Annotated in this window: 24 protein-coding genes; 7 read left to right on the top strand and 17 right to left on the bottom strand. The window is 68.4% G+C overall.

Annotation, left to right across the window (positions count from 1 at the left end):
• Nucleotides 1-148: 148 nt before the first annotated feature.
• On the top strand, nt 149-814 hold the full coding sequence (locus ACTVZP_RS20180; RefSeq protein ID WP_443213962.1) for a sulfotransferase domain-containing protein: 666 nt from the start codon (nt 149-151) through the stop codon (nt 812-814).
• A 373-nt stretch (nt 815-1187) separates the two neighbouring features.
• Here the strand turns inward: ACTVZP_RS20180 and ACTVZP_RS20185 are convergent, their stop codons facing one another.
• Nucleotides 1188-2501, bottom strand: a complete 1314-nt coding sequence (locus ACTVZP_RS20185) for a type II toxin-antitoxin system HipA family toxin (RefSeq protein ID WP_443213963.1) — start codon at nt 2499-2501, stop codon at nt 1188-1190.
• Complete coding sequence (locus tag ACTVZP_RS20190) at nt 2501-2752, bottom strand: helix-turn-helix domain-containing protein (RefSeq protein WP_443213964.1); 252 nt, start codon at nt 2750-2752, stop codon at nt 2501-2503. Before ACTVZP_RS20190 ends, ACTVZP_RS20185 begins: the two co-directional genes overlap by 1 nt.
• Nucleotides 2753-2908: 156 nt before the next feature.
• Here ACTVZP_RS20190 and ACTVZP_RS20195 point away from each other — a divergent pair, with 156 nt between their 5' ends.
• On the top strand, nt 2909-3136 hold the full coding sequence (locus ACTVZP_RS20195; RefSeq protein WP_443213965.1) for a hypothetical protein: 228 nt from the start codon (nt 2909-2911) through the stop codon (nt 3134-3136).
• Between the two features lie 92 nt (nt 3137-3228).
• Here ACTVZP_RS20195 and ACTVZP_RS20200 read toward each other — a convergent pair whose 3' ends face one another.
• The 8 genes from ACTVZP_RS20200 to ACTVZP_RS20235 all read right to left on the bottom strand — a co-directional run bounded on the left by ACTVZP_RS20200 (nt 3229) and on the right by ACTVZP_RS20235 (nt 12863).
• Nucleotides 3229-4083 (bottom strand): two-component system sensor histidine kinase NtrB, encoded by an 855-nt coding sequence (locus tag ACTVZP_RS20200; protein ID WP_443213966.1) that lies wholly within the window; start codon nt 4081-4083, stop codon nt 3229-3231.
• A 439-nt stretch (nt 4084-4522) separates the two neighbouring features.
• Nucleotides 4523-6994: a glycosyltransferase family 39 protein gene (locus ACTVZP_RS20205; protein WP_443213967.1), complete on the bottom strand. Its 2472-nt coding sequence runs from the start codon at nt 6992-6994 to the stop codon at nt 4523-4525.
• A gap of 62 nt (nt 6995-7056) precedes the next feature.
• Entirely contained in the window at nt 7057-7521 is a 465-nt protein-coding gene (locus ACTVZP_RS20210) for a GtrA family protein (RefSeq protein ID WP_443213968.1), read from the bottom strand.
• Complete coding sequence (locus tag ACTVZP_RS20215) at nt 7521-8690, bottom strand: NAD(P)/FAD-dependent oxidoreductase (RefSeq protein ID WP_443213969.1); 1170 nt, start codon at nt 8688-8690, stop codon at nt 7521-7523. Before ACTVZP_RS20215 ends, ACTVZP_RS20210 begins: the two co-directional genes overlap by 1 nt.
• The gene (locus ACTVZP_RS20220) at nt 8687-9700 is read right to left on the bottom strand and encodes a hypothetical protein (protein WP_443213970.1); all 1014 of its coding nucleotides are present in this window, start codon (nt 9698-9700) and stop codon (nt 8687-8689) included. The genes ACTVZP_RS20215 and ACTVZP_RS20220 overlap by 4 nt, the downstream gene beginning before the upstream one ends.
• Complete coding sequence (locus ACTVZP_RS20225; RefSeq protein ID WP_443213971.1) at nt 9697-10551, bottom strand: sugar phosphate isomerase/epimerase family protein; 855 nt, start codon at nt 10549-10551, stop codon at nt 9697-9699. Before ACTVZP_RS20225 ends, ACTVZP_RS20220 begins: the two co-directional genes overlap by 4 nt.
• Complete coding sequence (locus ACTVZP_RS20230; RefSeq protein ID WP_443213972.1) at nt 10548-11501, bottom strand: hypothetical protein; 954 nt, start codon at nt 11499-11501, stop codon at nt 10548-10550. The genes ACTVZP_RS20225 and ACTVZP_RS20230 overlap by 4 nt, the downstream gene beginning before the upstream one ends.
• A 558-nt stretch (nt 11502-12059) precedes the next feature.
• On the bottom strand, nt 12060-12863 hold the full coding sequence (locus ACTVZP_RS20235; RefSeq protein WP_443213973.1) for a glycosyl transferase: 804 nt from the start codon (nt 12861-12863) through the stop codon (nt 12060-12062).
• A 463-nt stretch (nt 12864-13326) separates the two neighbouring features.
• Between ACTVZP_RS20235 and ACTVZP_RS20240 the strand changes: the two genes are divergently transcribed.
• Nucleotides 13327-13560: a type II toxin-antitoxin system Phd/YefM family antitoxin gene (locus ACTVZP_RS20240; RefSeq protein WP_443213974.1), complete on the top strand. Its 234-nt coding sequence runs from the start codon at nt 13327-13329 to the stop codon at nt 13558-13560.
• Nucleotides 13557-13991, top strand: coding sequence for a type II toxin-antitoxin system VapC family toxin (locus ACTVZP_RS20245; protein WP_443213975.1), 435 nt, complete (start codon nt 13557-13559; stop codon nt 13989-13991). Before ACTVZP_RS20240 ends, ACTVZP_RS20245 begins: the two co-directional genes overlap by 4 nt.
• A 75-nt stretch (nt 13992-14066) precedes the next feature.
• Here the strand turns inward: ACTVZP_RS20245 and ACTVZP_RS20250 are convergent, their stop codons facing one another.
• The 4 genes from ACTVZP_RS20250 to ACTVZP_RS20265 all read right to left on the bottom strand — a co-directional run bounded on the left by ACTVZP_RS20250 (nt 14067) and on the right by ACTVZP_RS20265 (nt 20142).
• Complete coding sequence (locus tag ACTVZP_RS20250; RefSeq protein ID WP_443213976.1) at nt 14067-17588, bottom strand: hypothetical protein; 3522 nt, start codon at nt 17586-17588, stop codon at nt 14067-14069.
• Nucleotides 17589-17798: 210 nt separating this feature from the next.
• Nucleotides 17799-19148 carry a sensor histidine kinase gene (locus tag ACTVZP_RS20255; RefSeq protein WP_443213977.1) on the bottom strand — a complete coding sequence of 450 codons (1350 nt, stop codon included), beginning with the start codon at nt 19146-19148 and terminating at the stop codon, nt 17799-17801.
• Nucleotides 19145-19807, bottom strand: a complete 663-nt coding sequence (locus tag ACTVZP_RS20260; RefSeq protein ID WP_443213978.1) for a response regulator transcription factor — start codon at nt 19805-19807, stop codon at nt 19145-19147. The genes ACTVZP_RS20255 and ACTVZP_RS20260 overlap by 4 nt, the downstream gene beginning before the upstream one ends.
• The gene (locus ACTVZP_RS20265) at nt 19807-20142 is read right to left on the bottom strand and encodes a PepSY domain-containing protein (protein WP_443213979.1); all 336 of its coding nucleotides are present in this window, start codon (nt 20140-20142) and stop codon (nt 19807-19809) included. The genes ACTVZP_RS20260 and ACTVZP_RS20265 overlap by 1 nt, the downstream gene beginning before the upstream one ends.
• A gap of 135 nt (nt 20143-20277) precedes the next feature.
• Here ACTVZP_RS20265 and ACTVZP_RS20270 point away from each other — a divergent pair, with 135 nt between their 5' ends.
• From ACTVZP_RS20270 to ACTVZP_RS20280, 3 genes are all read left to right on the top strand, one after another.
• Nucleotides 20278-20886: a calcium-binding protein gene (locus tag ACTVZP_RS20270; RefSeq protein WP_443213980.1), complete on the top strand. Its 609-nt coding sequence runs from the start codon at nt 20278-20280 to the stop codon at nt 20884-20886.
• A 449-nt stretch (nt 20887-21335) separates the two neighbouring features.
• On the top strand, nt 21336-21686 hold the full coding sequence (locus ACTVZP_RS20275; protein ID WP_443213981.1) for a helix-turn-helix domain-containing protein: 351 nt from the start codon (nt 21336-21338) through the stop codon (nt 21684-21686).
• A complete protein-coding gene (locus ACTVZP_RS20280) occupies nt 21683-22936 on the top strand; it encodes a type II toxin-antitoxin system HipA family toxin (RefSeq protein WP_443213982.1) in 1254 nt (417 codons plus the stop codon). Before ACTVZP_RS20275 ends, ACTVZP_RS20280 begins: the two co-directional genes overlap by 4 nt.
• A gap of 13 nt (nt 22937-22949) precedes the next feature.
• Here the strand turns inward: ACTVZP_RS20280 and ACTVZP_RS20285 are convergent, their stop codons facing one another.
• The 3 genes from ACTVZP_RS20285 to ACTVZP_RS20295 all read right to left on the bottom strand — a co-directional run.
• Entirely contained in the window at nt 22950-23144 is a 195-nt protein-coding gene (locus ACTVZP_RS20285; RefSeq protein ID WP_443213983.1) for a conjugal transfer protein TraG N-terminal domain-containing protein, read from the bottom strand.
• Between the two features lie 3 nt (nt 23145-23147).
• Nucleotides 23148-23366, bottom strand: a complete 219-nt coding sequence (locus ACTVZP_RS20290) for a hypothetical protein (RefSeq protein WP_443213984.1) — start codon at nt 23364-23366, stop codon at nt 23148-23150.
• Between the two features lie 33 nt (nt 23367-23399).
• Nucleotides 23400-23996: hypothetical protein (locus ACTVZP_RS20295; RefSeq protein WP_443213985.1), on the bottom strand; the 597-nt coding region annotated here is incomplete at its 5' end.

Consider the following 23996-nt stretch of genomic DNA (forward strand, 5'->3'; position numbering starts at 1 on the left):
CCGACACTGTGACCAAAATGTGGCTTTTAGAGCGATTTCAGATGGATATTTTGGAGCGGAGGTCTCGGTGGTGAGCTCAGGCCACATGCCTGGCCTCCGGCCGTATGGTCCTTACAGGCGAAAGCATGTAACACCCACCGACGAAGGAATGTCGGGCGAGCCGCACCGAGCCGGACTCGCCCGGAGGAGGAGGAGACCGGAATGGTCCGCACGGGAATCGGCCCCGATCCGGCCCAGGCAGCTTTGCGGCAGGGACCGAAGGTCGCCTTCCTCATCGCAGGCGCCCCGGAAATCCGGAACCACCGCGCTCCACCGCTTCCTGTCGACGCATCCTGAGCTCTTCCTGCCCGCGAAGAAGGACCTGCATTTCTTCGACAGCGAGGCGGCGATCGACTGGTCGGCACCGACTGCCCCGCTCTACGAGACCCATTTCGCGGGCGCCCGCCCCGACCAGATCTGCGGCGAGGCCATCCCGGTCCACCTGTTCCACGAGCCGTCGCTGCAGCGGATCCGGACCTACAATCCCCGGATGCGCCTGATCCTGCCGCTGCGCGACCCGGTCGAGCGCGCCCATTCCCACTGGCGGATGGAGGTGGCTCGCGGGGACGAGCCCCTCTCCTTTTCCGAAGCAATCCGCGAGGGGCGGGCGCGGGTTGCGCGGTACTGGCGCGTCTTCAGCTATGTCGAGCGGGGGGTCTACGGGACGCAGCTCAAGAGGCTGGAAACCTGTTTTCCGCGCGAGCAGATCCTCGGCCTGCTGACCGGGGAGATGAAGCGCGACCACGCGGGCACGCTCCTGCCGGTGCCGCGGTAGGGACGCCGGATGAGATACTCCGCCTCCCCCCTTGTCTCGAATTTCATCGAGCCGCCGTAGCTGTGCCGGAGCTCGCCCAAGGCCTCCCGCAGCAGGCGAGACCCTGGCCCCTGCCCGACCCGGTCCCGGGACGGGAACAGACCTGCTGCAGGACCGTCATGCACCTCCGCCCCAGCCGCGGCGCGGGCGCCCCTACCGGATCGCGAGCTGAGGCAGGCCCAGCGGGAGCGAACTGTTCCTGCGCCTCATCCCGGCACTTTCGGACATATTTCTCGGAATGATCAGGACCGGCCACGACCGCGAGCGAAGAGAAGCCGAGGATCATGGGAGAGACGAGGATGGCTTGCGCCTGCATCGCCATTGTCGCTCCGCCTCACACGGCGCCCTCCCGCATACGCGCCGCGCGCTGATCAAAACCGCGCTTCACGGAGGCGAACAGTTCCACCGGAAAGTCGGCGGGCATTTCGGCCAGCGCGGTGGTGAAGGCTCCCTCCGCCCTTTCGAGGATGTCCGCGAAGATCCGCACAACCTTTTGCCGCGAAAACCCTGCGGCCAGTCCTGTCTCCACGAAGTGCCGGCCCTGAATGTCCGAGACCTTGTAGTGGCGGCTTTTCCCGGCCCGCATCGCAAGCTTCATGTTCTTGACCTGGATCTGCCCGGCATCGAGCGAGGGCTGCACGGTCAGCACGTCGTAGAGCGGGGTCATCACGAAGCGACCGCCCGGCAGGAGGGCAATGCTGAAGTTCTTGGCATGTCCATCGGTCGCGCCGATCAACCAGAACAGGATGTTCGCCTTCAGGAAATTTGCCCGGTCGCGCATGGGCTCGTCACTGCCCGTCAGCAGGCCGCAGACCTCGACGATGCCGGGACCGCCCTCGGTCTGGTACTTCCGGGTCGGCGGGACCGACAGCGCCTGACAGCAGTCTTCCTGCGGGAGGCGGATCAGGCGCCCGTCGCGGGCGCGCAGCCGGTCGAAGCGTTCGATCACCAGAGCCCTGGAGGCTGCAAAGGCAGCGATCTCGGTGTGAGCTACCGGCAGGCCGAAGGCGGCCATCAGGCGCAGGCAGAAGTGCTCGTTCTCGACGCTGTTGGTCAGGTCCATGCCGTTTGGCAAGGTGCCGATCGGTGGCTTCAGGATATGGGTGGTCGGCGTCGTTCCGGTGGGCAGAACCCATTGGCCCTCATGGAAGAGAAGAGCGGTCTTTTCCTGGGCGCCCGCGACGGAGATCCGGAAGTCCTTCTCGGCCCGGATGCCCAGGGGCGTATGACCGAGATCCTTGAGCATCGCGGCGATCTGGGCCTCGGTCAGCGGCTCGCCCGTCAAGACCTGGCAGTCCCCTGGCACCTCCCCCTCCGGCAGGAACTGCAGCGCGCCCACGCAGTCGCGCCCGATCCGGGCGAGAAGGCTGTACGCATCCACCCCGTCTGCGCCGACGCGTTCCGCCACGCGGTGTCGGATGACGTCGCTGTCCGGCAGCAGGTTCTCGAAGACGGCGATGACCGCGGGCCCGACATGTCGCTCGGAGCGCAGGGGCAAGGCGCGCGAGATCGGCAGCGTGTTTTCCCATGCGAGCCAGCCGGGGGCATAAGTGAAGCCGCAGGCCCCGTCTGCCTCGCGGTAATACTGCCCGACCTTGCGGCGGTTCATGTAGACGTCGAGCGGGACGTAGCTGCGCTTGCGCCCCATTAGAAGATGTCCTCCAGGTCCGACGGCTTGATCTTGCTGCGCGGCACGATGTGGAGTTCGAGGTCGAGTGCTGCGAGCAGATCGAAGATCGTGTCGACCTTCGCCCCGCTGGCACTGGTCTCGATGTTCGAGACCGTGCGTTGCCAGATGCCTGCACGTGATGCCAGTTCGGCCTGCGTCAGGTTCTGCGCCCTGCGGGCCTGCCGCAGGGCGGTGCCGAGATCCCTGGTGGTGCGCGCGATCTGATCCATGGCAATCCTTCCACACAAGATGATTGCAAGATCATAAACCATCAATAGGATGCGAAGATCATAAAGATAAAATATATCTTCCAGGATATATCCGCTCGCACGGGATGAGCTTATGCTTTCAGGTTGCGCGCCGCGCCAGCATGCGACCGGGGCCGCATGTCGATCAGGCTTGATGGCGAGGATCACTGGGTGGTGCTGGACGAGGTCAACCGCTTCATCTGGCCGGGATATGACCTGCGCAAGATCCCGGGAACGGATGGATGCGATTATGGCCGGCTGAGCCAACCGTCCTTCGCGCGCATCGTGCAGGCCTTCAAGGCGTTCGATGCCGCGCTGAAGTCGTCCGGCAAGGCAGGCATACGCGCCATCGGTCGCGACGACTAACCCAGTACAAGCAGACGGCCACCTGAAACGTCGTTCTGACCGCCGCGCAATCCGATCTCATCGACCGACTGGTCGCCTCCCCCAATCGAACCTCAGGTCCCCGCAACCAGCGCCGACGACGCGGTTGGAAAGAAGAGGCTGACGCGTGTGCCCTGACCTTCGGTGCTGGCGATGCGCAGGCCGCCACCGGTGCGGCGGATAATGCCCTGGACCATCGCGAGGCCGAGCCCCGTCCCGCGGCCCGCCGGCTTCGTGGTGAAGAACGGCTCCAGGGCGCGGGCCAGGACCTCGGGCGGCATGCCGCTGCCGGTATCTGCGACCTCGACGACGGCGTAGCGTCCGGGCGCGAGACCGTCGGGCGGCTCCCGCACGACCTCCTCGTTGCGGGTGGAGAGCCGCAGGGTCCCTCCCTTCGGCATGGCGTCGCGGGCGTTGAGGCCGAGGTTCAGGATTGCCAGGGCCACCTCGTTGGCGTCCGCCCGCGCGGGCTCGAGGTCGGAGGCCAGATCGCAGGAGAAGCGCACCCCGCTGCCGGCCAGCGTCTGGTCGAGCATGGCGCAGACCTGCTCCATGGCTGCGTTGAGATCGAGGCTCGCGAGCGCGACCGGCTCCTGCCGGACGAAGCCCGTGAGCCAATCGGTCAGCGCCTTGCCGCGCCCAACGGCGGCCAGGCCCTCCTCCACGACCTTCCGACCCTGGTCGGAGGTCACCTCGCTCCCCAGGAGCCGCAGGCAGGACTGGAAGATTGCCAGGACGTTGTTGAAGTCGTGGGCGACGCCGGCTGCGAGCTGGCCCACCGCTTCGACCTTCTGCGCCTGATGCAGCGCCGCCTCGACCCGGTGCCGCTCGGTGATGTCGCGCGCCACCCCGAGCACCCCCGTGACGGTGCCGGACCAGCCACGCAGGGGCATGTAGACGGCGTCGTAGACGACCGTGCCGCCGGCCATGTCCAGGTCGGCTCGTAGCGATAGGGCTGCCCGGTGCGGACCACGGACATGAGGCCTGCAGTCATCTCCGCCCCCTTGACCGGTCCCAGGAGCTCGAGCGGCTCGCGCCCCAGCATTTCGTCGAGCGTGAGCCCCGCCGCGGCCAGTCCGGCCGGGTTGATGTCGGCGTAGGTGAAGCGGCCGTCCGCCCCGACATGGAGGTGGAACATGCAGTCGGCGGAGGCGTCGAAGTAGGCGCGGAAGCGCGCCTCGCTCGCATGAAGGGCGTCGGCCGCCTCGTCAGTCGCCGCGATGTTCATGTGGCCTTGCACCCCTCTCTCATGGCCTGAGCTTGAGAAGCAGCGGAGCCGCCCCGGCCTACGGCCGATGACCCAAAGGAAACAACCTGGAGTGCGATCGTCAACCGTCTTGGGCCAGTAGCCGCGCAGCGCCGCAGGCCTCAGTCCGGAGCCCGGCAGCGGTAGGCCAGCGTGTAGCCGAGATCGCGGGACGAGCCGGAGCGGTACATCTCCGTGCAGGGTCCGAAGGCCGCGGCCAGGGGCTCGAGTTCCGCGGCCACGTGATCGAGGCCCTGGTCGTAGATGAGCGTCTCGAGCAGCCAGATCTCGCGATGCGCGGCAACCTCGCGGGGATAGTCCGTGGTGATGTCCGAGGTCTTCGACCGCTTGTGGAAATCGTGATCGAATGCGCCGGGGCCATAGCCGATCTGGGTTCCGAAATCAGGCGCGACATAGAGCATGTTCGGCTGCGCCGCCGGGGCGACGTAGATCAGCGGCTCGGGCTCGGCCGCATTGGCGGCGATCACCGCGACAGCCTCGCTCAGCTGCTGCTTTTCCTGATGGAAGCCCGCATGCATCGCGATGCCCCCCTGCAGGACCACGAAGGCCGCGACGAGCCGCATCGTCCCGGCCGGACGGGCCATCCCCGCCGCCCCCGCGATCCAGGCGAAGACGGACAGGAGGCCCGTGGCAAGCAGGATGGCCAGGACAGGCTGCATCAGGATGAAGTGCCGGCTGTAGAGGACCGGGTAGAAGCCCGCATGGCTCAGCACCGGCAGGCCGATCAGCAACGCCAGGCCGAATGCGGGCAGCAGCGGGCCCCGGCGCAGCGGCATCAGGATCCCGATCGCGAGCAGGAGGACCGTGATCACGGCCACGGGACGCGCGGCGTGATACTCGCTGGCAAAACGATAGAACGGGTCGAACATCCCCAGCATGATCCGTGCAAAGGAAGAGACCGTGATGCCCTCGCCGTCGTCGATGAAGGGCAGCCGCAGGTAGCCCAGGTCATAGACGAACGAGAAGTAGCGAAACTGCGCCACCGTCACCTGCTTCGTCACGCCCAGATGCCAGGCGCCCGCCGCCACCATGAGCCCTGCAAAGAGAAGCCCGAGGTGGCGGACCCCGTCCGATCGCAACCGATCCTCGACGAGAAGCTGCAGGGCCGCTGCCGCCGCGAGGGCGACGAAGAGGACCGGTGCGGTGAAGGAGAAGAGCAGCAGGCCAAGGCCCGCCCCCGCAAGCATCGCGAGGCCGGGCCCGTCCGGGCGCCGCACCGCCCGAAGGGTGGCGGCCAGCATCAGGCAGGTGGCCAGGATCTCGAAGGCATATTGCTTGATCTCGATCCCGTAGCGCACGCCGAAAGGCGAGAGGAACATGAGCGCAAGCGCCACCGGCGCCACCATGGCCCCGCCCGTCCGCCGCAGCGTCAGGGCCAGCACCGCCGCCGCTCCGAGGCTGCCCGCAAGGCTGAGCAGGCGCAGCCCGGTGATCGCATGCTCGCCCGCCAGGGTCATCACGCCGCTTGCGAGGATCAGGTAGCCGGGAGGCGCGGCCTGGGCGAAGTAAGGCAGGTGCTCGAAGGCGGCAAGGACCGAAGGCAGGGGCAGGTTCGCCATCAGCATGCCCTCGTCATGCCAGATGTCGGGCGCATCGAGAATGCCGGCCAGCCGCGACGCCAGGATCAGCAGGAAGACGAGCGGCAGGATCCAGGGCCAGAACCGCGGCACCGGCTCCGGATAGCTTCCCGCTTCCGGCGCGCCGATACCGGCCAGCCCGCGCGCGGCCGGGGGATGGTAGCCGCCGAGCGCGCTGCGGAAAAGCTCGCCCATCAGCGCGATCTTGGCGCCTGCGCCGCCCATCTTGGTGGGGGTGGGACCCGAGGCGGGATAGGCGCGGCGCACCGGCACCTCGGTCACGCGGTAGCCGAGCTGGCCTGCCCGGGCGGACAGGTAGAAGAGCAGGCTGTAGTCGCGGAAACAGGCGCGGAACGGGGCCACGCGCGGGTCGGCCAGATAGCGCCGCGAATAGGCGCGGAACCCGTTGGTCGTGTCCGTCAGCCGGTTGCCCGAGGCCAGCGACAGCAATGGCGCATGCAAGAGCCGCCCGCCGAGCTTGCGGTCAAGCGGCGTGTTGATTGCCTCGCCGCCCTTGCGGTAACGCGAGCCCTGGACATAGTCGAAGCCCGCCTCGAGAGCCGCGATGAAGCGGGGGAGCGCCTCAAGCCCGTCCTTGCCGTTGCCATCCACCGTCAGGATGCCGTCATAGCCCTCGGCCAGGCCCCAGGCGTAGGCCATGCGCAGCTGCGCGCTGAGCCGACCCGGACTGCGCCTGGTCAGCAGCGCCCGCACCCCGCACTCCTGCAGGAAGTCCGGTTCGAGCGAGCCGTCGGTCGAGCCGCCGTCGGCGATTGCCACGTCGAGCGGGATCCGCAGGGCATGAAGCTGCCGCAGCTGGTGGCGGATCCGCTCGCCCTCGTTGATGACCGGGATCACCAGCAGGTAGCGCGTGGTCCGGGGGGCGAAGATGGTGCTGTCGAAGGCGGGAAGCTCGGCTCCTGGCCATATTTCCTGCCCGATTTCCGGCCCCGGCCTTCCGGGATCGGCATCATTCATGCGGCTCACCTGGTTCATGTGGTTTTCCTCGGAAAATGCGGAGCCGCCCGTCGGATCGGTGCGCCTCGCGATCGGGTGCGTCACCTGATGTCGGGAAAGGGGCCGCAGAGGGGCTGAGCCTCTCGGGCCTGGAAGACGAAATGCTTGCTGGTCAGATAGTTGACGATGAAGGAGACGGCAGCGCCCGCCATGAGGGCCGGCAGTTCCTGTCCCTCGGCGGCAAAGAGGAACCGGCTGGCCAGCGCGACCGTCGCCACCCGCGCCAGAAGCGTGAGCCCGAGCCCCAGCCCGTAGCGCAGCAGGCGCGCCGCATGGGAAGCCACCCGCCGCCGGCCGGGCGCCCGCGGCGCGGAGGCGCGGAAGGTCCAGCTGTGGTGCAGGACGTAGTTCAGCGCCGCCCCGATGGCGAAGCCGCAGGTGGCCGCCAGCGGCAGGCTCAGCCCCGCAAGGACCGCCAGCCCCCAGGCCACCGCGAGATCGGCCCCAAGCCCCAGCACCGAGACGAGGCCGAAGCGGATCAGTTCGGCCGGAAGCCGCGCCGCCATCACGCCACCCCCCATGTGCCGCAGACCGCCGGCGGGCAGACGAAGGCCTCGGTCGCGCCGGCCCATTCCGGCCGGGTCAGCCGCACGAGATCGAAGAGATCGTAGATGTTGTCGATCTTGCCCCCGAGGATCGAGATCACCCGAGAGCCTGCCGGCTGCTGCTGGTAGAGGATCGGCCGCCCGTCATCCTGCTCGTTCTTCACCAGCACCGTCTTCACGTCGAAGATCGACTTCACCCAGGTGCTGTCAGCCAGGCAGGGCAGATAGCGCTGCCCGTCAAGGATCATGTGGCGGTGCCGACTCTGCGGTTCCGTCGCGGCGAAGGTCTCGTAGGCCGAGCGGCCGCTCGTCCGGTCGGTCCAGCTCATCTGCGGCGTGTAGCGGACATGGGTCAGCGAATGCAGCCCCTCGGCCGGATAGGGCATCACCGAGAAGAAGGGCCCGTCCATCACCGTGATCCCGAACCGCTCGAGCTGGGCCGGAGGACGCACGAGGGCGATCTCGGTCAGCTCGTGCTTGAGGTTGGCCTCGGGCAGGCCCGCGGGACGCAGGAGGTTGTTGATCTGGGCGTAGGTGACGTTGAAGACATGCCGGGCAAACAGTTCCGCCCCCGAGGAGAGCCGCACGACCACGCCCTCGGCCTGCTCCTCGAGCTGCACCGCCGCGGTGGAGAGCCGCACATCCAGCCCCAGCGCATCGAGCTGCCCCCCCAGGCGCCGGGCCAGCAGGGAATGGTCGAAGGCCATCTCGGTGCAGGCAAAGACCGCTTCGATGGTGGCGGGGTCGAACAGCGCCGCCTGCGACCGGGTGGCGGGGGCGATGGGCGCCCCCATGTCGGCAAACATCCGGTAGAACCGCTTGGCGCTGACCTTCGAGCGGCGCCGCGCAATCGCATAGAGCATCTGGAAGTCGGACCGCACCGCCTCGGGAAAATCCTCGGCAAAGCGACGGTGCAGCACCATCGACTTGGCCGCCGTCAGGGCCGAGCGTGGATAGTGGAAGCCGGTATGGACCCGCGCCTGGTTGACCCGCGAGGCACGGTCCATCAGCCGGTCGCCCGCCTCGACCAGAACGATCCGCTCCGAGACCGAGCGCAGGAAGAGCGCGAGGCAGCAGCCGTAGAAGCCGCCGCCGATCACCAGGCAGTCGATGTCCGGGGTGCGGCTCATGCGGTTTCCGGCTCCGGCAGGCCCGGCAGCGAGAGAGGCTCCCTCCTGGCCATTCCGTCGGCCACCTCGACGTTGAGTTCGGTCATCACCTGCCCGAACAGGTCCACCGAGCTGCGCTCGTCGAGGATGTCCTCGCCAAGCCCGCCCGACTGGCCCTCGATCATCTTCTGCAGGCCGAGCGAGAGGCCGAAGATCGCGACCGACAGGAAGGTGGCCGTCAGGCTGAGGGCAAGCGTCAGGGTGAACCAGCCCGGTTGCACGCCGCTGAAGGTGAGCCAGACCACCAGCGCATAAAGCGCAAGGGCGAGCGAGGCGAGGGCCACGGCCAGCGACAGCAGACCCACCAGCGCCAGAACGCGCGGCGCCGTGCTGACCAACAGCTTCTGCACCAGCCCCAGCTTGCGCCCGAGGCCGCAGAGCGGGCAGGGTCGCAACAGCCCCGCCGCCTTCTGCCACAGCACCGGCAGCGCCGGGTCCGCCGGGGGAAAGCGCAGCGCGAGCTGCGGGTCGGGATGGGCCAGCAGCCGGTTCAGCAGCGTGCGCGGATAGGCCGCCGTCAGCATGTTGCGGGTGCTGGTGCGGAAGCCCGCACTGTGCCCCAGCGCCTCGAGCAACGGGTTCAGCAGGCTGCGCGAGCGGCGCTGCCCGATCACGATGGCGCCGGTGGCCGCGGCCGTCTCGATCATCCCCGGCATGTCCAGTTCGGACCGTTCCTCGATGGCGGCCACCACCACCACATCGCCAATCGCCTCGGCCGCTGCCGCCACGCGCTGGCGGTAGAAGGGCGTGCCATGGCGCACCTTCAGCAGCCGGATGTTGGCCACGCACGCCATCAGCGCCTCGCAGGCCTCGGCCCGATCGGCCGGGACGGTCAGCAGCACCTCCCAGTAGCGGAACCGCGTCGCGATCACGGCGCACAGCTGCCGCAGTTCCGCCGCCGCCGCCTCGCTGGCCGGGAAGTCGGCGATGCAGACCGAGACGAAGATATCCTCACGCCGGACGGGGATCATGCCGCACCTGCCTTTCCTTCCGCCATGCCGGCCGCCCGCAGGAGCCGGCCGATCGCTGCCTCCAGAACCGCCGGACCGGGATCCGGCGGCGGCTTCATCTCGATGGAATGCCAGCCGGCATAGCCCTTGCGGGCAAGGGCTGCGAGCGCAGTGGCGGCGGCCCCGGCTCGGGCCGGGGCGGGGGCGAGATCGGGCTCGCTGACATGGACGTGGCTGATGGGCGCCGTCACCGCAGCCACCGCTCCGGCAAGGCTGTCGTAGGCCCCGTTCATGTGCATGGCCCCGAGATCCAGGATCAGCGTCACCGCCGGATGGCCGAGCCGCGTCACGAAGGCGTCGGCCTCTTCGAGCGTGGTCAGGAAATTCGTGCCGTAGGCTGCCGGATTGAACTCGATCCCCAGCCGCGTCCCGGCCTGCCGGGCCGCCTCACCCAGCACGGCGAAGGTTTCAAGCGCCACCGCCTCGGCCTCGGCGGCGCCCATGTCCGCGGGGATCACCCGCTGGCGCGGCGAGCCGAAGACGAGGTTCGGGATGCCGAGCCGCCCGGCCAGCGTGATCGCCGCCCGCAATCCGTCGCGGAACCGCGCGCGCTCTCGGGGGTCACCGAAGAGGGCCGCCCCCTCCACCCCGAAGAGCAGTGACTGCATGGAGACCAGTTCCAGTCCCGCCGCCCGCGTTTCGGCCAGCGCCGCCGCCAGCTCGGCCTCGGAGGGGGTGAAGGGGCGGGCGCTGCCGGGAAGGAACAGGCCGGGCGCGATCTCGAGTCCGCGGATGCCGTGGGCGGCAAGGAGCCGGTAGATGCGGAGCCTCTCGGTCGGGGGCCAGGCGATGTTGGAGACGGCGAGCTTCATGCCACGGCCCTTTCCCCGGCAAAGAAGGCCTGCAGCCCTGCGAGCACCTCGTCGGCCGTGGCGATGTAGGGCCCCGCACAGCCCCAGAGCGCGGCGTGGCGGGTGCGCATGTCCTCGCGGTGGATCCGCGCCGAGCCGGCCGGCATCTCGCGCCCCGTCAGGGCCGCATGGATGCGCCCCGCCTCGAGTGGCTCGGGGGCGAGGTGGATCGTCTCGAGCCCTGCGCCGAGGCAGAGGCCGATATCGGACCAGAGCCGCTCCATGTCGTAATACTGCAGACGCGTTGCGGGATGGGTGAACTGCACGGCCGAGAAGCCGAGCTCCGTCACCGCCTCGTCATAGGCCGCCCGCTGGCTGCTGGCTGCCAGGGCCGCGCGATCGATGACCATGAGATCCGTCTCGGGATCCGGCCGGTAGAAGCGGGCGAGCCCCGGCCGCATCCCCGCCGGCAGCCGCTCGGCCAGCTCGTCGAGCCGGGCCCTCGGCAGCATGGTCGGCACCGGGTTCAGGATGTCGAACAGGAAGTTCTTCCGCAGCCCGCGGCCGAACAGCGCCGGCAGCCGCACCACGAGGCAGCGCTCGAATCTCTCTGCGCAGAATGCCTCGAGCATCCGCCGGTTGCGGCCATAGGCGAGGGTCGTCTGAAAGCGGTCGGTGCTCTCGTCGTCCTGCCCGTCGAACTCGGCCAGCACCGCGATCGACGATACCAGCACGCAGAGTTCGGCTCGGATCGGTGCGAGCCGGGTCATCAGGTCCCGGATCGCGGCTTCGTCCCTCTCGGGAAAGCGGTTGGCGGTGAACATCGAGCCGGGAGCCGCCGCGCAGACAAGCGTGCCGAACCGCCCGCCCGCCGCCTCGCCGATGTTGGTGCTGTTGAAGAGGGAGCCGAACTCGTGCTGACGCAGCAGGTGGCTTCCGACAAAGCCGGTGAATCCGATCAGCGCATCCATGTCTCTTCATCCTGCGGTGCGCGGCGCCTGTGCGAGGAAGGGGCGGAGGAGCGGCTCATGCCGGATATCGGGGCAAGAAAGCCGAGCGGCGGGAGAGAGGTGTAGACGTAGCGTCCGGCTGAGGTGGGGATCGTCGATCCCGAGCGCACCGGGTTGCCGTGCGCCGCATCGAGCGTCACCGTCGGCAGACAGCACGACACGGCAGGACCCTATCAGGCAGCCGAAATGTCATCGAGGGAGAACAGGATATCGAACTGACAGGAAGCTCGGACGCGAGGCAACATTCGAACATGGCAAAACCGCTATAACAAACAGCCGATAAAAACATTCGTGTCGAAGAATATGAATGAATTGTTCGCATGGGTAATGGATTTCGTCAACGAGCATAACAACTTCACCCCATCATCACTTCGACGAGTGGCTATTGCTTTTTGAGTAGCGCTGGCTGGCGACATCAGAGCCGGGCAACGGGATGCGCTTATGCTTTCAGGTTGCGCGCTGCGCCAGCATGCGACCGAGGCCGCAAGGGATGCCGCCGCCCCAGGGGCGCGGAGCCGCTCACTCCTTCCAGTGATCGGCGACCCAGGGGGCCGGGCGCATGTAGTGCCGGAGATACCGCCAGCGCGAGCCGTCCGCGTGGCGTTCGCCCAAGCCCTTCAGATGCTGGCCGAGCGTCCAGCCCTCGCGATCCACCCATCCGCCGCGGATCGCATGCTCGGGATGCACGCCGCCGGGAAAGATCACGATCTTCGCCCCCTGCGGCAGGCGCGGGGGGAGGGCAAGGTTCAGCGGGAAGGGCGGCATGCATTGGTAGCGGAAATGCCTGACCCAGCGGGCGGGGAAGAGATCCACGCCGCCAGGCGCATTGAGGGTCACGAAGCGCTGCTCGAAGCGGTACTGGTCGGCCACCGCCTGGGGATCGGCGAGGAACCTGCGCTGCAGATCGACAAGCTTTCCCACCGGGAAGCGGAAGACCGAGGTCTGTCCCAGACGCTCGAAGGGCTTGGCGGGGTTGCGCGCCAGGATCACCCGGTCGGGGTCGCCGTAGGTGAAGAACTCGTCCAGCGAGCCGGTGATCACCAGATCGAGGTCGAGAAACAGCACCGGACCCTTCAGGTTGCCGAGGGTCGGGCTCCACAGGCGCGCCTTGGGCCACTTCCCCTTGGTGTTCTTCGGCATGACGAAATCGAGCGGCGGCAGCGGCTGGCAGTCCACCTCGGGCCGGACGCCCTGCGCGTTGTCGGTGAAGCAGGTGAAGCTGAAGGGCGGCGTGAGGTTCCGGGCCACCATGGCATAGAGCCGGTTGATGAACCGCGGCCCGTATCTCGTCCCCCAGTTGATGCAGATCACCTGTTTCAGCATTCGCCCGCACGCCCCACCCTGACCGTCCTTCCGCCGAGAAGAGGCCTCCGCCCCGGGAAGTCAAGCGCGGGGGCGGAGGCCTCCGGCTATCTGGTCCCGAGGTGGCGACGCATGTTGCGGCCGAGCGTCACCGCAGGCTCAAGGACGGCCTGCCCGTCCAGATCGATCGGCTCGAGTGCCCCGGCGGGGTAGCAGCATCATCCGATTGCGGGTCATGACGGTGTGCGTGCCTGGCTCCGACAGTGGCTCCGCATGACACTTGCTATCCTCGCTGTTCCATGAGGCGAGACTGCTGGTTTCAGGTCCAGTCGCAGCCCTGGCCGCGGCCTGCGTGCAAGTAAGAAAGGAAAGAGACCGCAGGAAGCGTCCAGATTTGCCGCCGTGCCGGCCTTGCACCAACCTTGATACAAGCTCCAACTCGGCCCATGTTGGTCGCATCTTCACCGATGGAGGATGCTTCCAGATGATGCAGATGAATGTTGCCGAGGCGCGCGCGAAGCTGTCCCAGCTTCTGGCTGCCGTGGATGCTGGCGAAGAGGTGGTGATCGCGCGGGACGGGGTTCCTGCAGCGCGCCTGGTGCCAGTTGCCCGAGTCGGTGTCCGTCTGGGTTTGCTGGAAGGAGTTGTAAGCCCTGACACGATCCCGGACTTCTTGCAGCCGATGAGCGAAGACGAATTGGCGGAGTGGGGCGCTTGACCAGCGTTCTGATTGATACGCATGTGCTGGCGTGGTCTCTGATCGCACCAGCACTCCTGCCTTCAGAAGCGCGTAGCCTTCTTCTGAGCGGGGCCATGGTTTATGCACCGCCATGCTCGCTGCATGAAATCACGCTCAAGATTCGCAACGGGAAGTGGGACGCGATGGCCCCGTATGCCGATCGGCTCGACAGCCTGTGCATGTCGCAGGGCTTCCATATCGCTCCCTTCACCGCGAAGATGGCGATGAGGTCCGGATCAATGGCTTGGGCACACCGCGACCCTTTCGACCGTATGATTGCCGCTACGGCTATCGAGATGGCTTGCCCGCTGATCTCGACCGATGCCGTATTCGATGATCTTGCGGACTTGCCGGAATGGAAAGGCCGGGTCTGGGGATCTTCTTCGAATGCGCCGGACCCTGGCCCTTGACGGTAGCACGGCCGGACTCGATCCGGCGAAGAACGGGGATGATGCCGCAGCCCGGTCAGCCCTTCGACTTCCGCGTCAAAGCTTGAGGTCGACCTTCGGCATGCGGCTCAGCCTGTCCTCCATGATCCGGTCGGCCTCGGCGCGGTAGCGGGCGGGATCGAAGAGCGTCACGGTCACACGGTCGGAAACGCTCTCGGTGATCTGGATGCCGCGCAGCCCCATCATCTGGTTCGCTTCGCGGTCTACCCGCAGCGTCTCGCCGCAGGAGGCAGGATGCTCGTCCCGCGACAGCCCGATGCCGAACGGCAGGTTCGCCAGCCGCAGGGCGAGCGTCATCCCGGCGCGCGCCGCCGGATCGTCCGGCACCGGCTCGCCGCCGTGGAGTTGGGGAGGCGCCTCTCCCTCCACCGCCGCGGCCCTGAGCCAGTTTACCGTCCATTGCGCCCCGAAGTCGAAGCACTCCTCGCCCGATCCGGGGGCCGCCCAGCGGCCGGCCTGCCCCGGAAGCGGCGGCCCGTACTTGGCCTGCAGCGCCTCCGCCAGGCGGGCCTCGGGGATCTGGCCGGCCGGCGCGAACCAGGTACGGCCGACGCCGAACACCCGCGGTTCCCAGTCCTTCGGGCCGAGCATCAGCGTGATGAAGTCCGATGCCCCCTCGTCGATGAAAAGGAGCGTCCTCTGGTCGGGAACGAGCGGAGGACGCCCCGTCGTGCTCATCTCGAGCACGCGGCCGACCTTCATGTGGGCGTCGATCGCCGCCCGGGCCTCGTCCGGCGTCATGCCGAGCGTCACGCCGACGACGTCATAGGTCACCGCGGGCGGTGGCGGCTCGGGCGCCGCGGGGGCGGGCGCCGGTGCGGCCGCCACGGGCTGCGAGAGCAGCAACTGGCGCTCGCCCGAACCCGTCCTGCCCCACCACTGCACCTCGACCGGCCGCACCTCCATCACGAGCCTCGGCAACTGCGGCGCCGGCCGGGGAACGGCCTTCACCTGCGCGACCTCGATGGCCACCGACACCGCGTCGATCCTCGCTCCGTTCGGCGGCCGGGGCATGGGCGGCAGCGCGAAGACGAGATCGTCCGTCCCCACGCGGGCTGTCGTGACCGACACGAGTCCTGCCTCCGTCATCGCCGCTCCGTCACGGAAGAGATCGGCGTCCCGACCCGAGGCGAAGAGCGGATCCTCCGGCCTCGCGGCGATCACGCTCCTGTCGCGCAGGCCCGTGTAGCTGCCGCTCTGCGCCTCGAAGCGGAAGCCGGAGGGAAGAAGGTCGAGGCACCGCCCGAGCCAGGCCCGGAACACCGGCAGCATGGCCGTCCTGTCGGCCTCCGTCGGCTGCCGCCCGCCGGGCGGGAAGAAGGCGCCGCAGGGCGAGGCCGGTGCGGGCAGGCTGGCGTTCCCCTGACCGGAGGCGAGGAGGGATTCAACCGTCCAGCGTTCGTCCAGCAGGCTGCGCAACAGCCCGTCGTCGGGCGTCACCTGCCCGTGGCGGATCTGCAGCCAGCGCACCAGTTCGCCCGTCAGCGCCGGGCGACCCTCCGGGCGCTGCGCCTCGGCCGCCTCGGCCGAGCCCGTCGCCGGGGCCTTCACCTCGGGCACGCGCAGGACGGCAAGCGTCCGCCCTTCCTCGCGCGGCGAGAGCAGATGGACGGCGAGAGCCTGGAAGTCGACGAGGACCGACGGCTCCCGCCGCCTCCCCTCGCCCACGGAGGCGCGCACGGGCGCGACTTCGAACAGCACGTCGAACTGGCGCCCGTCCTCGATGAGCCGCCGGGCAGCCTCGCGGTCCATCGGAAACCGCGTGATCCCCTCGGGATTGCGCAGATCGACCTGCACATCGTCGCTGTCCAGGCTGGCCTTGCCCGACGACGCGGAGCGGCGATAGCCGAGCCTCCAGCTCTCGATCGGAAAGGCGCCATCGTCATATGTCCCGAGATCGATGGTCCCGGAGAGGAACATCGGCCGCCCCTCGTCGGGGGCGGAGGAGGTCAGGCGTGCCATGAGATCGCGGACGGCGTCGGGGCGGTCGAACTCGTTGATCTGCCGGACCGCGGTGGCCTGCGAGGCGATCCGCTCCAGCTGGGGGACCGTGACGCCATTGGCCAGCGCGAGGGACACGATGCCCTCCTGCGTCAGGGGCGTCCCCTCGGCGGTGGCGTTTCCGGGCTTCGGTTTCGGGAGATCGGGCACCTCGGCTGCGACCGGCGACAGCTTCAGCGCCGTCATCCGCTGCGTCGCCGCCTCGTCGTAATAGAGCGTGGCCGAGACGACATGCGCCGGAAGAGCGACCTCGACCGTTCCGTCATGCTTCTCGCGGGCGGTGCCTTCGGCCAGAAGCTCGAGGTCGAGAAGCAGGCCGAACCCCGAAAGCTGGCCGCCGCCGTAGTCCCCGCCGACGCGGCTCTGCGTGATCCGCCGGGCAAGCTCGGGCTCGACCGGGATCCCGGACTGGATCTGCACCACATCCAGCGTGATCGTCGTATTCGTCCCGGGAATCTGGACGGGCATGCCCTGCCGGGATCCGCCGTAGAGACTGGCGTGGAGCGGGAAGCTGCCCGTCTCGAAGTCGTAGGCGCCAAGACTGGCCGGCAGCAGGATCGCGGCCCGCACCGGCAGCTTCGGCGCAAGGGCGACCAGTGACGGCCGGTAGAGCTTCTCGAACTCCGCCATGATGTCCCGCCGCATGAACGGATCGTTCCGGAGCAGGCTCTTGTACTTGTAGTCGCTGACGTCGTTCGTGCGGGCAAGCCGCGCGAAATCGGCGGGCTGGAGGAAGCGGCCGAAGCCGAAGACCGTCTCCGGGTCCGTCACCTCCTCCAGGAGCGACAGGCCGACGAGCGCCAGCAGGGGCTCGAGCGGGTGCGGCTCCTTGCCGGGATGATCCGGGCGGATGAGGACGCGGTCGCTCACCAGCGTCGCGCCGTAGCGGGCCCAGCTCTGCGCGGCATCGGGCGCCACCCCCGTAGACCGGACAGGCTCCGGCGCGGGTGCGGAAGCGGCGGGCTCCGGCACCGCAGGGGAAGCGGTCGCGCCCGCCGCGGGCATCGGCGCGGTGGAGCCCGTGGGGGCGCAATGCGCCTTCAGTCTTGCGAGCGCGTCCGCGGCGCCCTCCAGCGCGAAGGTGGCCGAACCGCCGGAGGCCGCCACGAGCACAAGGCTCCTGCCCTTCGCCATGGCGTCCAGCAGCGGGCTCTCCCGCGGGATGCGCAGGAAGGGGACGTTCTCGGGCGCCCCGAAGGCGAGCGGCGCGTCGATCAGCACCGTTCCGTCGACCGAGATCCGGAGCTGCGGCGGCAGCCCCCCCGAGAGCATCGGCAGGTCGGGGGCCAGCAGGAGGGCGGTCTCTCCCGGAGCCACGGCCGAGGCGACGAGACTTGCGGCCGAGGCCCGGCGCGCCTCCGGCTGGCCCGGCGCGATGCAGCGGAAGGCGAGCCGCGGACGGCCATCCTCCAGGTGATCGGCCGATCCGATCAGCCGCTCGCCATCCGCCGAGAACTGCCAGAGCGTCTGCCCCTGCTGGGCGAGGGCCGCCGTCGGGACGAGGAGGAAGAGCACGGCGGCCCGCAGTGCAGAAGAGGCACGTGTTGCGGAATACATGGCGGCCTCCCGGAGGATGCGGGTCCCGAAACGATCAGTCTGAAAAGGTTCTTCCGATTACCGCGATTGGCCGCCGCCGAGTCAACCGTTCGAAGGGCGTAGCAGTCCGCCATCAGCCCGAGCCCGAGGCTATCCGTCCGACTGCGGATGCACGACGTCACGCTCGCCCGGACCGCGCCATCGGCCCCTTGGAGAGCGCCGCGGACCAGATCACGCATGACCTGGCGCGGGCAGGATCAGGGTGGCCTCGAACCCCGGCGAGAGGTTCCGCAAGCGGAGCTCTCCCCCGGCCGTCTCGACGATGTCGCCCGCGATGGCGAGACCGAGCCCGTGTCCGTCGCCGCGGGTGTCGAAGCGGACACCGCGCCCGCGGATCGCCTCGATGTCGGGTGCCCCCGGCCCGTCGTCGGAAACCGCGATCTCGACCGACGGTCCCGCGGCGGCTATCCGCACGCGGACGGTGCTGGCGGCATGGGTCGCGGCATTCTCCATCAGCGGCCCCAGCGCCTCGGTCAGGTCCGCACCATCCAGCCGGACGAGCAGCGGCTCGTTGGCCTCGAGATGCCAGGCGAGGGCCGATCCCCGCTCGGTGCGGCGCAGGACACGGATCAGCCTTCGCGCGGCCTCCGCCGGATCGGAGGAGGCACCCGCCCGGTCCCGCATGATCCGCGCGCGCATGAGTTCCCGGTCGACATGGCGCCGGATGCCGGAAGCGACCTCCTCGATCCCGCGCGCCGACGCCTCCTCGCCCCGCTCGCGCAGCCGCATCGCCTCGCCGAGAAGCGCCTGAAGCGGCGTCTTCAGCCCATGCGCCAGATCGCCGGCCCGGCTGCGCGCCCGCTCCAGTTCCAGCTCGCGCGCCTCCAGAAGCTGGTCGATCTCGCGGGCGAGCGGCAGGACTTCCGTCGGCAGCTCGATCCCGATCCGCCGCTCGGCGCCTGAGGCCAACGCCCCGACCCTCTGGCCGATGGCCGCGAGCGGCCTGAGCCCGAGCGTTACCTGCACGGCTCCCGCCGCGACCAGGGCCAGGGCCAGCAGCGCGAGGAGAGGCGCAAGTTCGCGCAGGAAGGACTGCTGTGCCCGGGCGAGTTCGGCGCGATCCTGCGCCACCGAAATGCGCACCCGCGTCACGTCCCTGCCCTCGCCGATCAGCACCGTCCGGTCGAGGACAAGGAGCGCCTCGCCCTGCGGCCCCGGCAGCGCAAGCGGCGCCGCGGTCCCGGAGGGAGACGGCGCCCGCTCCGGCAGGGGCAGCACGTAATCCCAGAGCGAGCGCGAGCGGCGCAGTTCGCCGTCGATGGAGATCTGCCAGTAATGGCCCGAGAGCGGCTGCTGGTAGGATGGATCACCCGAGGGATCCACGAAACGGACGGCTCCGCCGGGACCGCGTTCCAGCGCTGCGGTCAGAGCGTCGGCGCGGGCGGCGAGGGCGGACAGCGCCACGCGCTCGGCATGCCGGTCGAAGAGCAGCGCCAGCCCCCAGGCCGCCGCGGTGAGCGCCAGCGCCAGCGCCAGCGCATTCACGACCACGAGGCGGAGCCGGATCGAGCGGAGCTTCACGGGCCGGGTTCGAGCTGGTAGCCGAAGCCGCGCCGCGTCCCGATGACGCCCCGCCCCGTCTTGCGGCGCAGCCGCGCCACCACCGCTTCAAGGGCGTTCGCCTCGCGGGCGTCATTGTCGCCGTAGAGATGCTCGAGAAGCTCGGTCGGAGGCACGACCCGGTCGCGATGCAGCATCAGATAGGCCAGCAGGCGGAACTCCAGCGGGGCGAGGCCGAGCGGCAGGCCGTCGAGCGTCGCCGACATCCGGTTCATGTCGAGCGACAGCCGCCCCAGGCTCTGCAGGGCCGCGGCCCGCCCGGTCGAGCGGCGCACGAGCGCGCGGGCACGCGCGACCAGTTCCTCGATCCGGAAGGGCTTGGGCAGATAGTCGTCCGCTCCGGCGTCGATGCCTTCCACCCGTTCGCTCCAGGTGCCCCGCGCGGTCAGCACCAGCACCGGAGTTTCCACCCCCTCGGCGCGCCAACGCTTCAGCACGGCCAGCCCGTCCAGCTTCGGCAGGCCGAGGTCGAGCACGATCAGGTCGAAGCTCTCGGTCCCGCCCAGGAACCAGGCGGTCTCACCATCGGCGGCCGTCTCTACCCTGAAGCCCGCCGAGCCGAGTGCCAGACCCAGATCCCGCGCGATCCTCGCATCATCCTCGACGACCAGCGCCCGCATCAGTCCATCCCATCGTCGTCGTCGTCATCCTCCTCGTCTTCGACCTCGACGACAAGGCCGGTGACCACGTCGACATCCACTTCGACAAGCCGGCCGTCCGGGCGCAGGATCTCGAATTCGTAGACCATCCCGCCCTCGTCCGCCTCCTCCAGCTCGACCTCCAGCACGCGGCCGAACTCCTGCTCGATCCGCGGCATCAGGCTGCCGAGCGGCAGCATCTCGCCCTGTTCCACGCCCCGGCGCGCGGCTTCGAAATCGGGAAGCGGGGCGGGGACCGCATCCTGGCTGCCGGCGGCGGAGGGGAGAAGGAGAAGGGGAAGAAGAATGAGGCGCATGCCCCGAACTTACCGGGGTAGAGCTGACATCGCGCTGACGTCCGGGATCAGATTGCCGTCAGCCTGGCTGTGCCAGGAACCGGAAGCGGTCCTGAAGAGCAGGACCTTCAGGAAACAGCGAGAAGGAGACTCCGCATGGCGCGCATCAGGGGAACCGGCCGGAACGACACGCTGCAGGGCACCGACGGGATGGACGACATCTTCGGCTTCGACGGCCATGACCGGCTCTATGGCCGGGACGGCAACGACGAGATCGAGGGGGGCCGCGGCAACGACCGCCTCTGGGGCGGAGCGGGACGGGACGACCTCGAGGGCGGCAGCGGCGACGACTTCCTCCTCGGCGGCACGGGCGACGACGAGCTGGACGGCGACTCCGGCAACGACCGCCTGCGGGGCGGCAGCGGCAACGACGAACTCGACGGAGGTCGCGGGGCCGACCGCCTCTATGGCGGCACAGGCAATGACGAGATCGACGGCGGCGCGGGCAACGACGTGCTGACCGGCGGGGCCGGCCGGGACGTCTTCGAGTTCGACTTCGGCGGCGGCCGCGACCGCATCACCGATTTTGCCAATGGCCAGGATCGTCTGGATCTCGACGATTTCAGCCGCGCGCAGGTCGAAGCGGTGATCGACGGCGCCCGGCAGGCTGGCAGTGACCTCGTCCTTACCCTGTCGGCAGACACCAGGATCATTATCGAGAACATGAGGCTTTCGCAGCTGGACATGTCCGACTTCCTGTTCTGACCGCCGGGCCATCCGCCTCCGGGAAGAAGGACATGACTGCCCGGGCTGGCTCATTGCGGGTTTTGGGACACAACAACGACGGCTGCCGAGAGTTTTTCTCGGCAGCCGTCTGAATGCCATCTATGCGGATTGCGGGAATTTTGTCCCGCCGCAACACTGACCAGAAAAATCGCTCAGAGATTTCCGCGCCGTGCAAGACGGCCAGTATCTCTGTCGCTCCTGGGGCCTTCTTGAACACCGGTCAGTACCGTCAGAACGCGTCGGCCGAGGTCAGCTACAGTTTGCCAGCGGCCTCCTTGCCCTCGCCACCGGTTAGGGACCACTGGCGGCTATGGAAGATAATGGTGCCATGAGATGGCCTCGCTCTAATGTGCGGCCTTGTTGCCTCCGCATGGCTGCGTTATCTCAGGCGAACACAATAGACTTTTGTGTCGTAATGAGGCGACGATATGGCGCAGGAAATCCTTGTTCCGGCGGCGGTAAAGCGGGAGCTTCGTCAGATCGGTGATCGTGTGCGCGCTGCCCGGCTGGAGCGAAACCTGCCGATGCAGATCGTGGCCGAGCGCGCAATGACGACGCGCCAGACGGTGGGTCGCATCGAAACCGGCGATCCGCGGGTATCCTGGGGGACAGTCCTTGGCGTGCTCAACGCTCTCGGCCTCCTCGAGACGGCCGGGCGACTGGCCGCGCCTCAGGACGATCCGATCGTGCGCATGAAATCTGCCGATCTGCGGCACCGGCGCGCGCGGCTTCCGAAGGCGCCGTCCTCGCACGCAAATAATACCGAGAGCCAGTCGTGACCACGGAGATCGTCGAGGTCTGGCTCGACTGGGAAGCGGGGCTCGTCCGTCTCGGCCGCATGCGCCGCCAGGCGCGCGGCGGCGGGGAGATCCTGAGCTTTGCCTACGATGCGGAATGGATTGCGCATCCGATGAGCTTTGCTATCGATCCGCGCCTGCCACTGACCCCGGGCGAATTCTTTCCCGATCAGGGGCAGGTCTTCGGGACGATCGGCGACAGTGCGCCGGACCGGTGGGGGAAGGACCTCATGCGCCGGAGGGAGCGGCGCGCCGCGGTGGCGGAAGGCAGGCGTCCGCGGGCGCTGCAGGAGGTCGATTTCCTGCTCGGGGTCGCGGATGTCTCGCGCCTGGGGGCCATGCGCTTTCGGGAAGAGGGATCGGAGCTCTTCGTGGCCGATATCGGCGAGGGTGTGCCGGGCACGATCGAGCTCGGCCGTCTCCTGGCCGCCTCGGACCGGATCCAGACCGACGACTTCGCGGACGAGGACCTGCGGATGATCTTCGCGCCCGGCTCCTCGCTTGGCGGCGCGCGCCCGAAGGCGAGCGTGCTCGACGCCGCGGGCAACCTCATGATCGCGAAATTCCCGAAGGCGGACGATGAGCATGACATCGAGACCTGGGAGGCGATCGCCCTGACCCTTGCGGCCCGGGCGGGGATCCGCGTGGCGCCCTTCGAACTGAAGAGCGTCGGTGGCCGCCGGGTCCTCCTGTCGCGGCGCTTCGACCGGGCGGGCGGGCACCGGCTACCCTTCATTTCGGCGATGGCGCTGACCGGGCACCGCGACGGCGACGATGACTGCAGCTACCTCGAGATGGCCGAGGTCATCGACGCAGAAGGGGCGGCGCCCGAAGCTGATCGGATCGAGCTCTTTCGACGGATCGCTTTCTCGATCCTGATCTCGAATGTTGACGACCACCTGCGCAACCACGGCTTCATCCGCCGAGGCGCAGCCGGCTGGCGCCTGTCGCCGGCCTACGACCTCAATCCGGTCCCGCCGCACCTGAAGCCGGCAATCCTCTCGACGGCAATCGACTACGACGACCGGACCGCCGATGTGGGGCTTCTGCTCGAGACAGCCGGTGAATACGGGATCCGCCCGCGCGACGCCCGAACACTCCTGCGGGAGATGGCGCAGGTCATTGGCACATGGCAGGAGGTGGCGGCTGAACTGGGTGCTAGAACTGCCGAGATCCGGGAGATGGAGGGCGCCTTCGAACATGAACGGCGCGAGGTGGCACTCTCGCTTTGAATGGGCGGGTCGGTCACGGCAGCACATATTTCATGGCGGAGCCGAGGCTGCCGCCGAAGGCGAGCTGCAGCGACGCCCAGCCGATACCGATGATCGTTCCGATGGCGAGGAGGTTCTTGAAGTTGCCCGAGGAGGTGTAGGCCCCGAGCATCTGGAACACGTCATAGAGATAGAAGGCGCCGCCGGTCGTGTAGATTTCCCACTGCATCGATCAGCGCCCCTGTCCCATCATCGAGGCGAATTTCGTGGAGCTGCCGGCCCTGAGCATGGCCTTGTGGAACTGCAGCTTCTCGATGGCCGAAAGCGCGTCCGCATACTTTTCGGCGGCCTCGCGGCGCAGCGTGCCGAAGCCGTTCTGGGTGTTGCGAATGGCGTCGTTCCATACTGTGGCTGGGACGTCTATGACGTGATCCCGAAGCAGCCGGGGCACGATCCAGTGGCGCCGACCCGCCTCCTCCGCCGGTCAGGGCGCGATGAGCTTGAGCCGCTCTAGAAACTTGGCCAGATCCGGTTCAACCCCCGCCGCCCGCAAGACGTGATCGAGCCCGATTCTTCTCTGAAGTTCGGCCGCCGACATGTTCTTGTGATAGTCGGTCCACACGGCGGAAAGCGCTGCCATTGACCTGCCACGGGGCGGGTGATCATGTTCATGACCGGCGAAATGGCGAAGCAGGAGTCCTTCGAAGTCCGGGCGCTGCCAGATCGCGATTATCTCGTTCCGTGCTAGGATCGCCCTTGCCTCGCGGCCGCCGTCCGGTAGCTCGGGAAGCCGGTCGGTATCCAGCATGACCGCCTGTGCCGCGAATGGGCCGCCTCGCAGGATCTCCTCCGCCAGCTTGCGCTCCGCCTTCCTCGCCAGCGCCAGCGGGTCGCCGGCCGGCTGGAGGTTTACAGGGACCACGTGAACCTTAGCCCCGCTCGCGTTAACAAGCCGCTGAAGCAGGGCGCCATAACCCTGCTCGCTCTCCCCTTCGCAACCTATGAAGATCCTTGCCCGCCGCTCTATGACTCGACGCCCTCTCATCCGATGCTTGGGACCCCGCCATAGACCCCGCCGAGA

Origin of the sequence: Rhodobacter sp. NSM (assembly GCF_052244495.1) — a bacterium.
Lineage (GTDB): Bacteria > Pseudomonadota > Alphaproteobacteria > Rhodobacterales > Rhodobacteraceae > Cereibacter_A.

Coding starts and splice junctions, on each gene's coding strand:
- ACTVZP_RS20180 (WP_443213962.1), top strand. CDS start 149: ATGTCGGGCGAGCCGCACCGAGCCGGACTCGCCCGGAGGAGGAGGAGA.
- ACTVZP_RS20185 (WP_443213963.1), bottom strand. CDS start 2,501: ATGGGGCGCAAGCGCAGCTACGTCCCGCTCGACGTCTACATGAACCGC.
- ACTVZP_RS20190 (WP_443213964.1), bottom strand. CDS start 2,752: ATGGATCAGATCGCGCGCACCACCAGGGATCTCGGCACCGCCCTGCGG.
- ACTVZP_RS20195 (WP_443213965.1), top strand. CDS start 2,909: ATGTCGATCAGGCTTGATGGCGAGGATCACTGGGTGGTGCTGGACGAG.
- ACTVZP_RS20200 (WP_443213966.1), bottom strand. CDS start 4,083: ATGGCCGGCGGCACGGTCGTCTACGACGCCGTCTACATGCCCCTGCGT.
- ACTVZP_RS20205 (WP_443213967.1), bottom strand. CDS start 6,994: ATGAACCAGGTGAGCCGCATGAATGATGCCGATCCCGGAAGGCCGGGG.
- ACTVZP_RS20210 (WP_443213968.1), bottom strand. CDS start 7,521: ATGGCGGCGCGGCTTCCGGCCGAACTGATCCGCTTCGGCCTCGTCTCG.
- ACTVZP_RS20215 (WP_443213969.1), bottom strand. CDS start 8,690: ATGAGCCGCACCCCGGACATCGACTGCCTGGTGATCGGCGGCGGCTTC.
- ACTVZP_RS20220 (WP_443213970.1), bottom strand. CDS start 9,700: ATGATCCCCGTCCGGCGTGAGGATATCTTCGTCTCGGTCTGCATCGCC.
- ACTVZP_RS20225 (WP_443213971.1), bottom strand. CDS start 10,551: ATGAAGCTCGCCGTCTCCAACATCGCCTGGCCCCCGACCGAGAGGCTC.
- ACTVZP_RS20230 (WP_443213972.1), bottom strand. CDS start 11,501: ATGGATGCGCTGATCGGATTCACCGGCTTTGTCGGAAGCCACCTGCTG.
- ACTVZP_RS20235 (WP_443213973.1), bottom strand. CDS start 12,863: ATGCTGAAACAGGTGATCTGCATCAACTGGGGGACGAGATACGGGCCG.
- ACTVZP_RS20240 (WP_443213974.1), top strand. CDS start 13,327: ATGATGCAGATGAATGTTGCCGAGGCGCGCGCGAAGCTGTCCCAGCTT.
- ACTVZP_RS20250 (WP_443213976.1), bottom strand. CDS start 17,588: ATGTATTCCGCAACACGTGCCTCTTCTGCACTGCGGGCCGCCGTGCTC.
- ACTVZP_RS20260 (WP_443213978.1), bottom strand. CDS start 19,807: ATGCGGGCGCTGGTCGTCGAGGATGATGCGAGGATCGCGCGGGATCTG.
- ACTVZP_RS20265 (WP_443213979.1), bottom strand. CDS start 20,142: ATGCGCCTCATTCTTCTTCCCCTTCTCCTTCTCCCCTCCGCCGCCGGC.
- ACTVZP_RS20270 (WP_443213980.1), top strand. CDS start 20,278: ATGGCGCGCATCAGGGGAACCGGCCGGAACGACACGCTGCAGGGCACC.
- ACTVZP_RS20275 (WP_443213981.1), top strand. CDS start 21,336: ATGGCGCAGGAAATCCTTGTTCCGGCGGCGGTAAAGCGGGAGCTTCGT.
- ACTVZP_RS20285 (WP_443213983.1), bottom strand. CDS start 23,144: ATGCAGTGGGAAATCTACACGACCGGCGGCGCCTTCTATCTCTATGAC.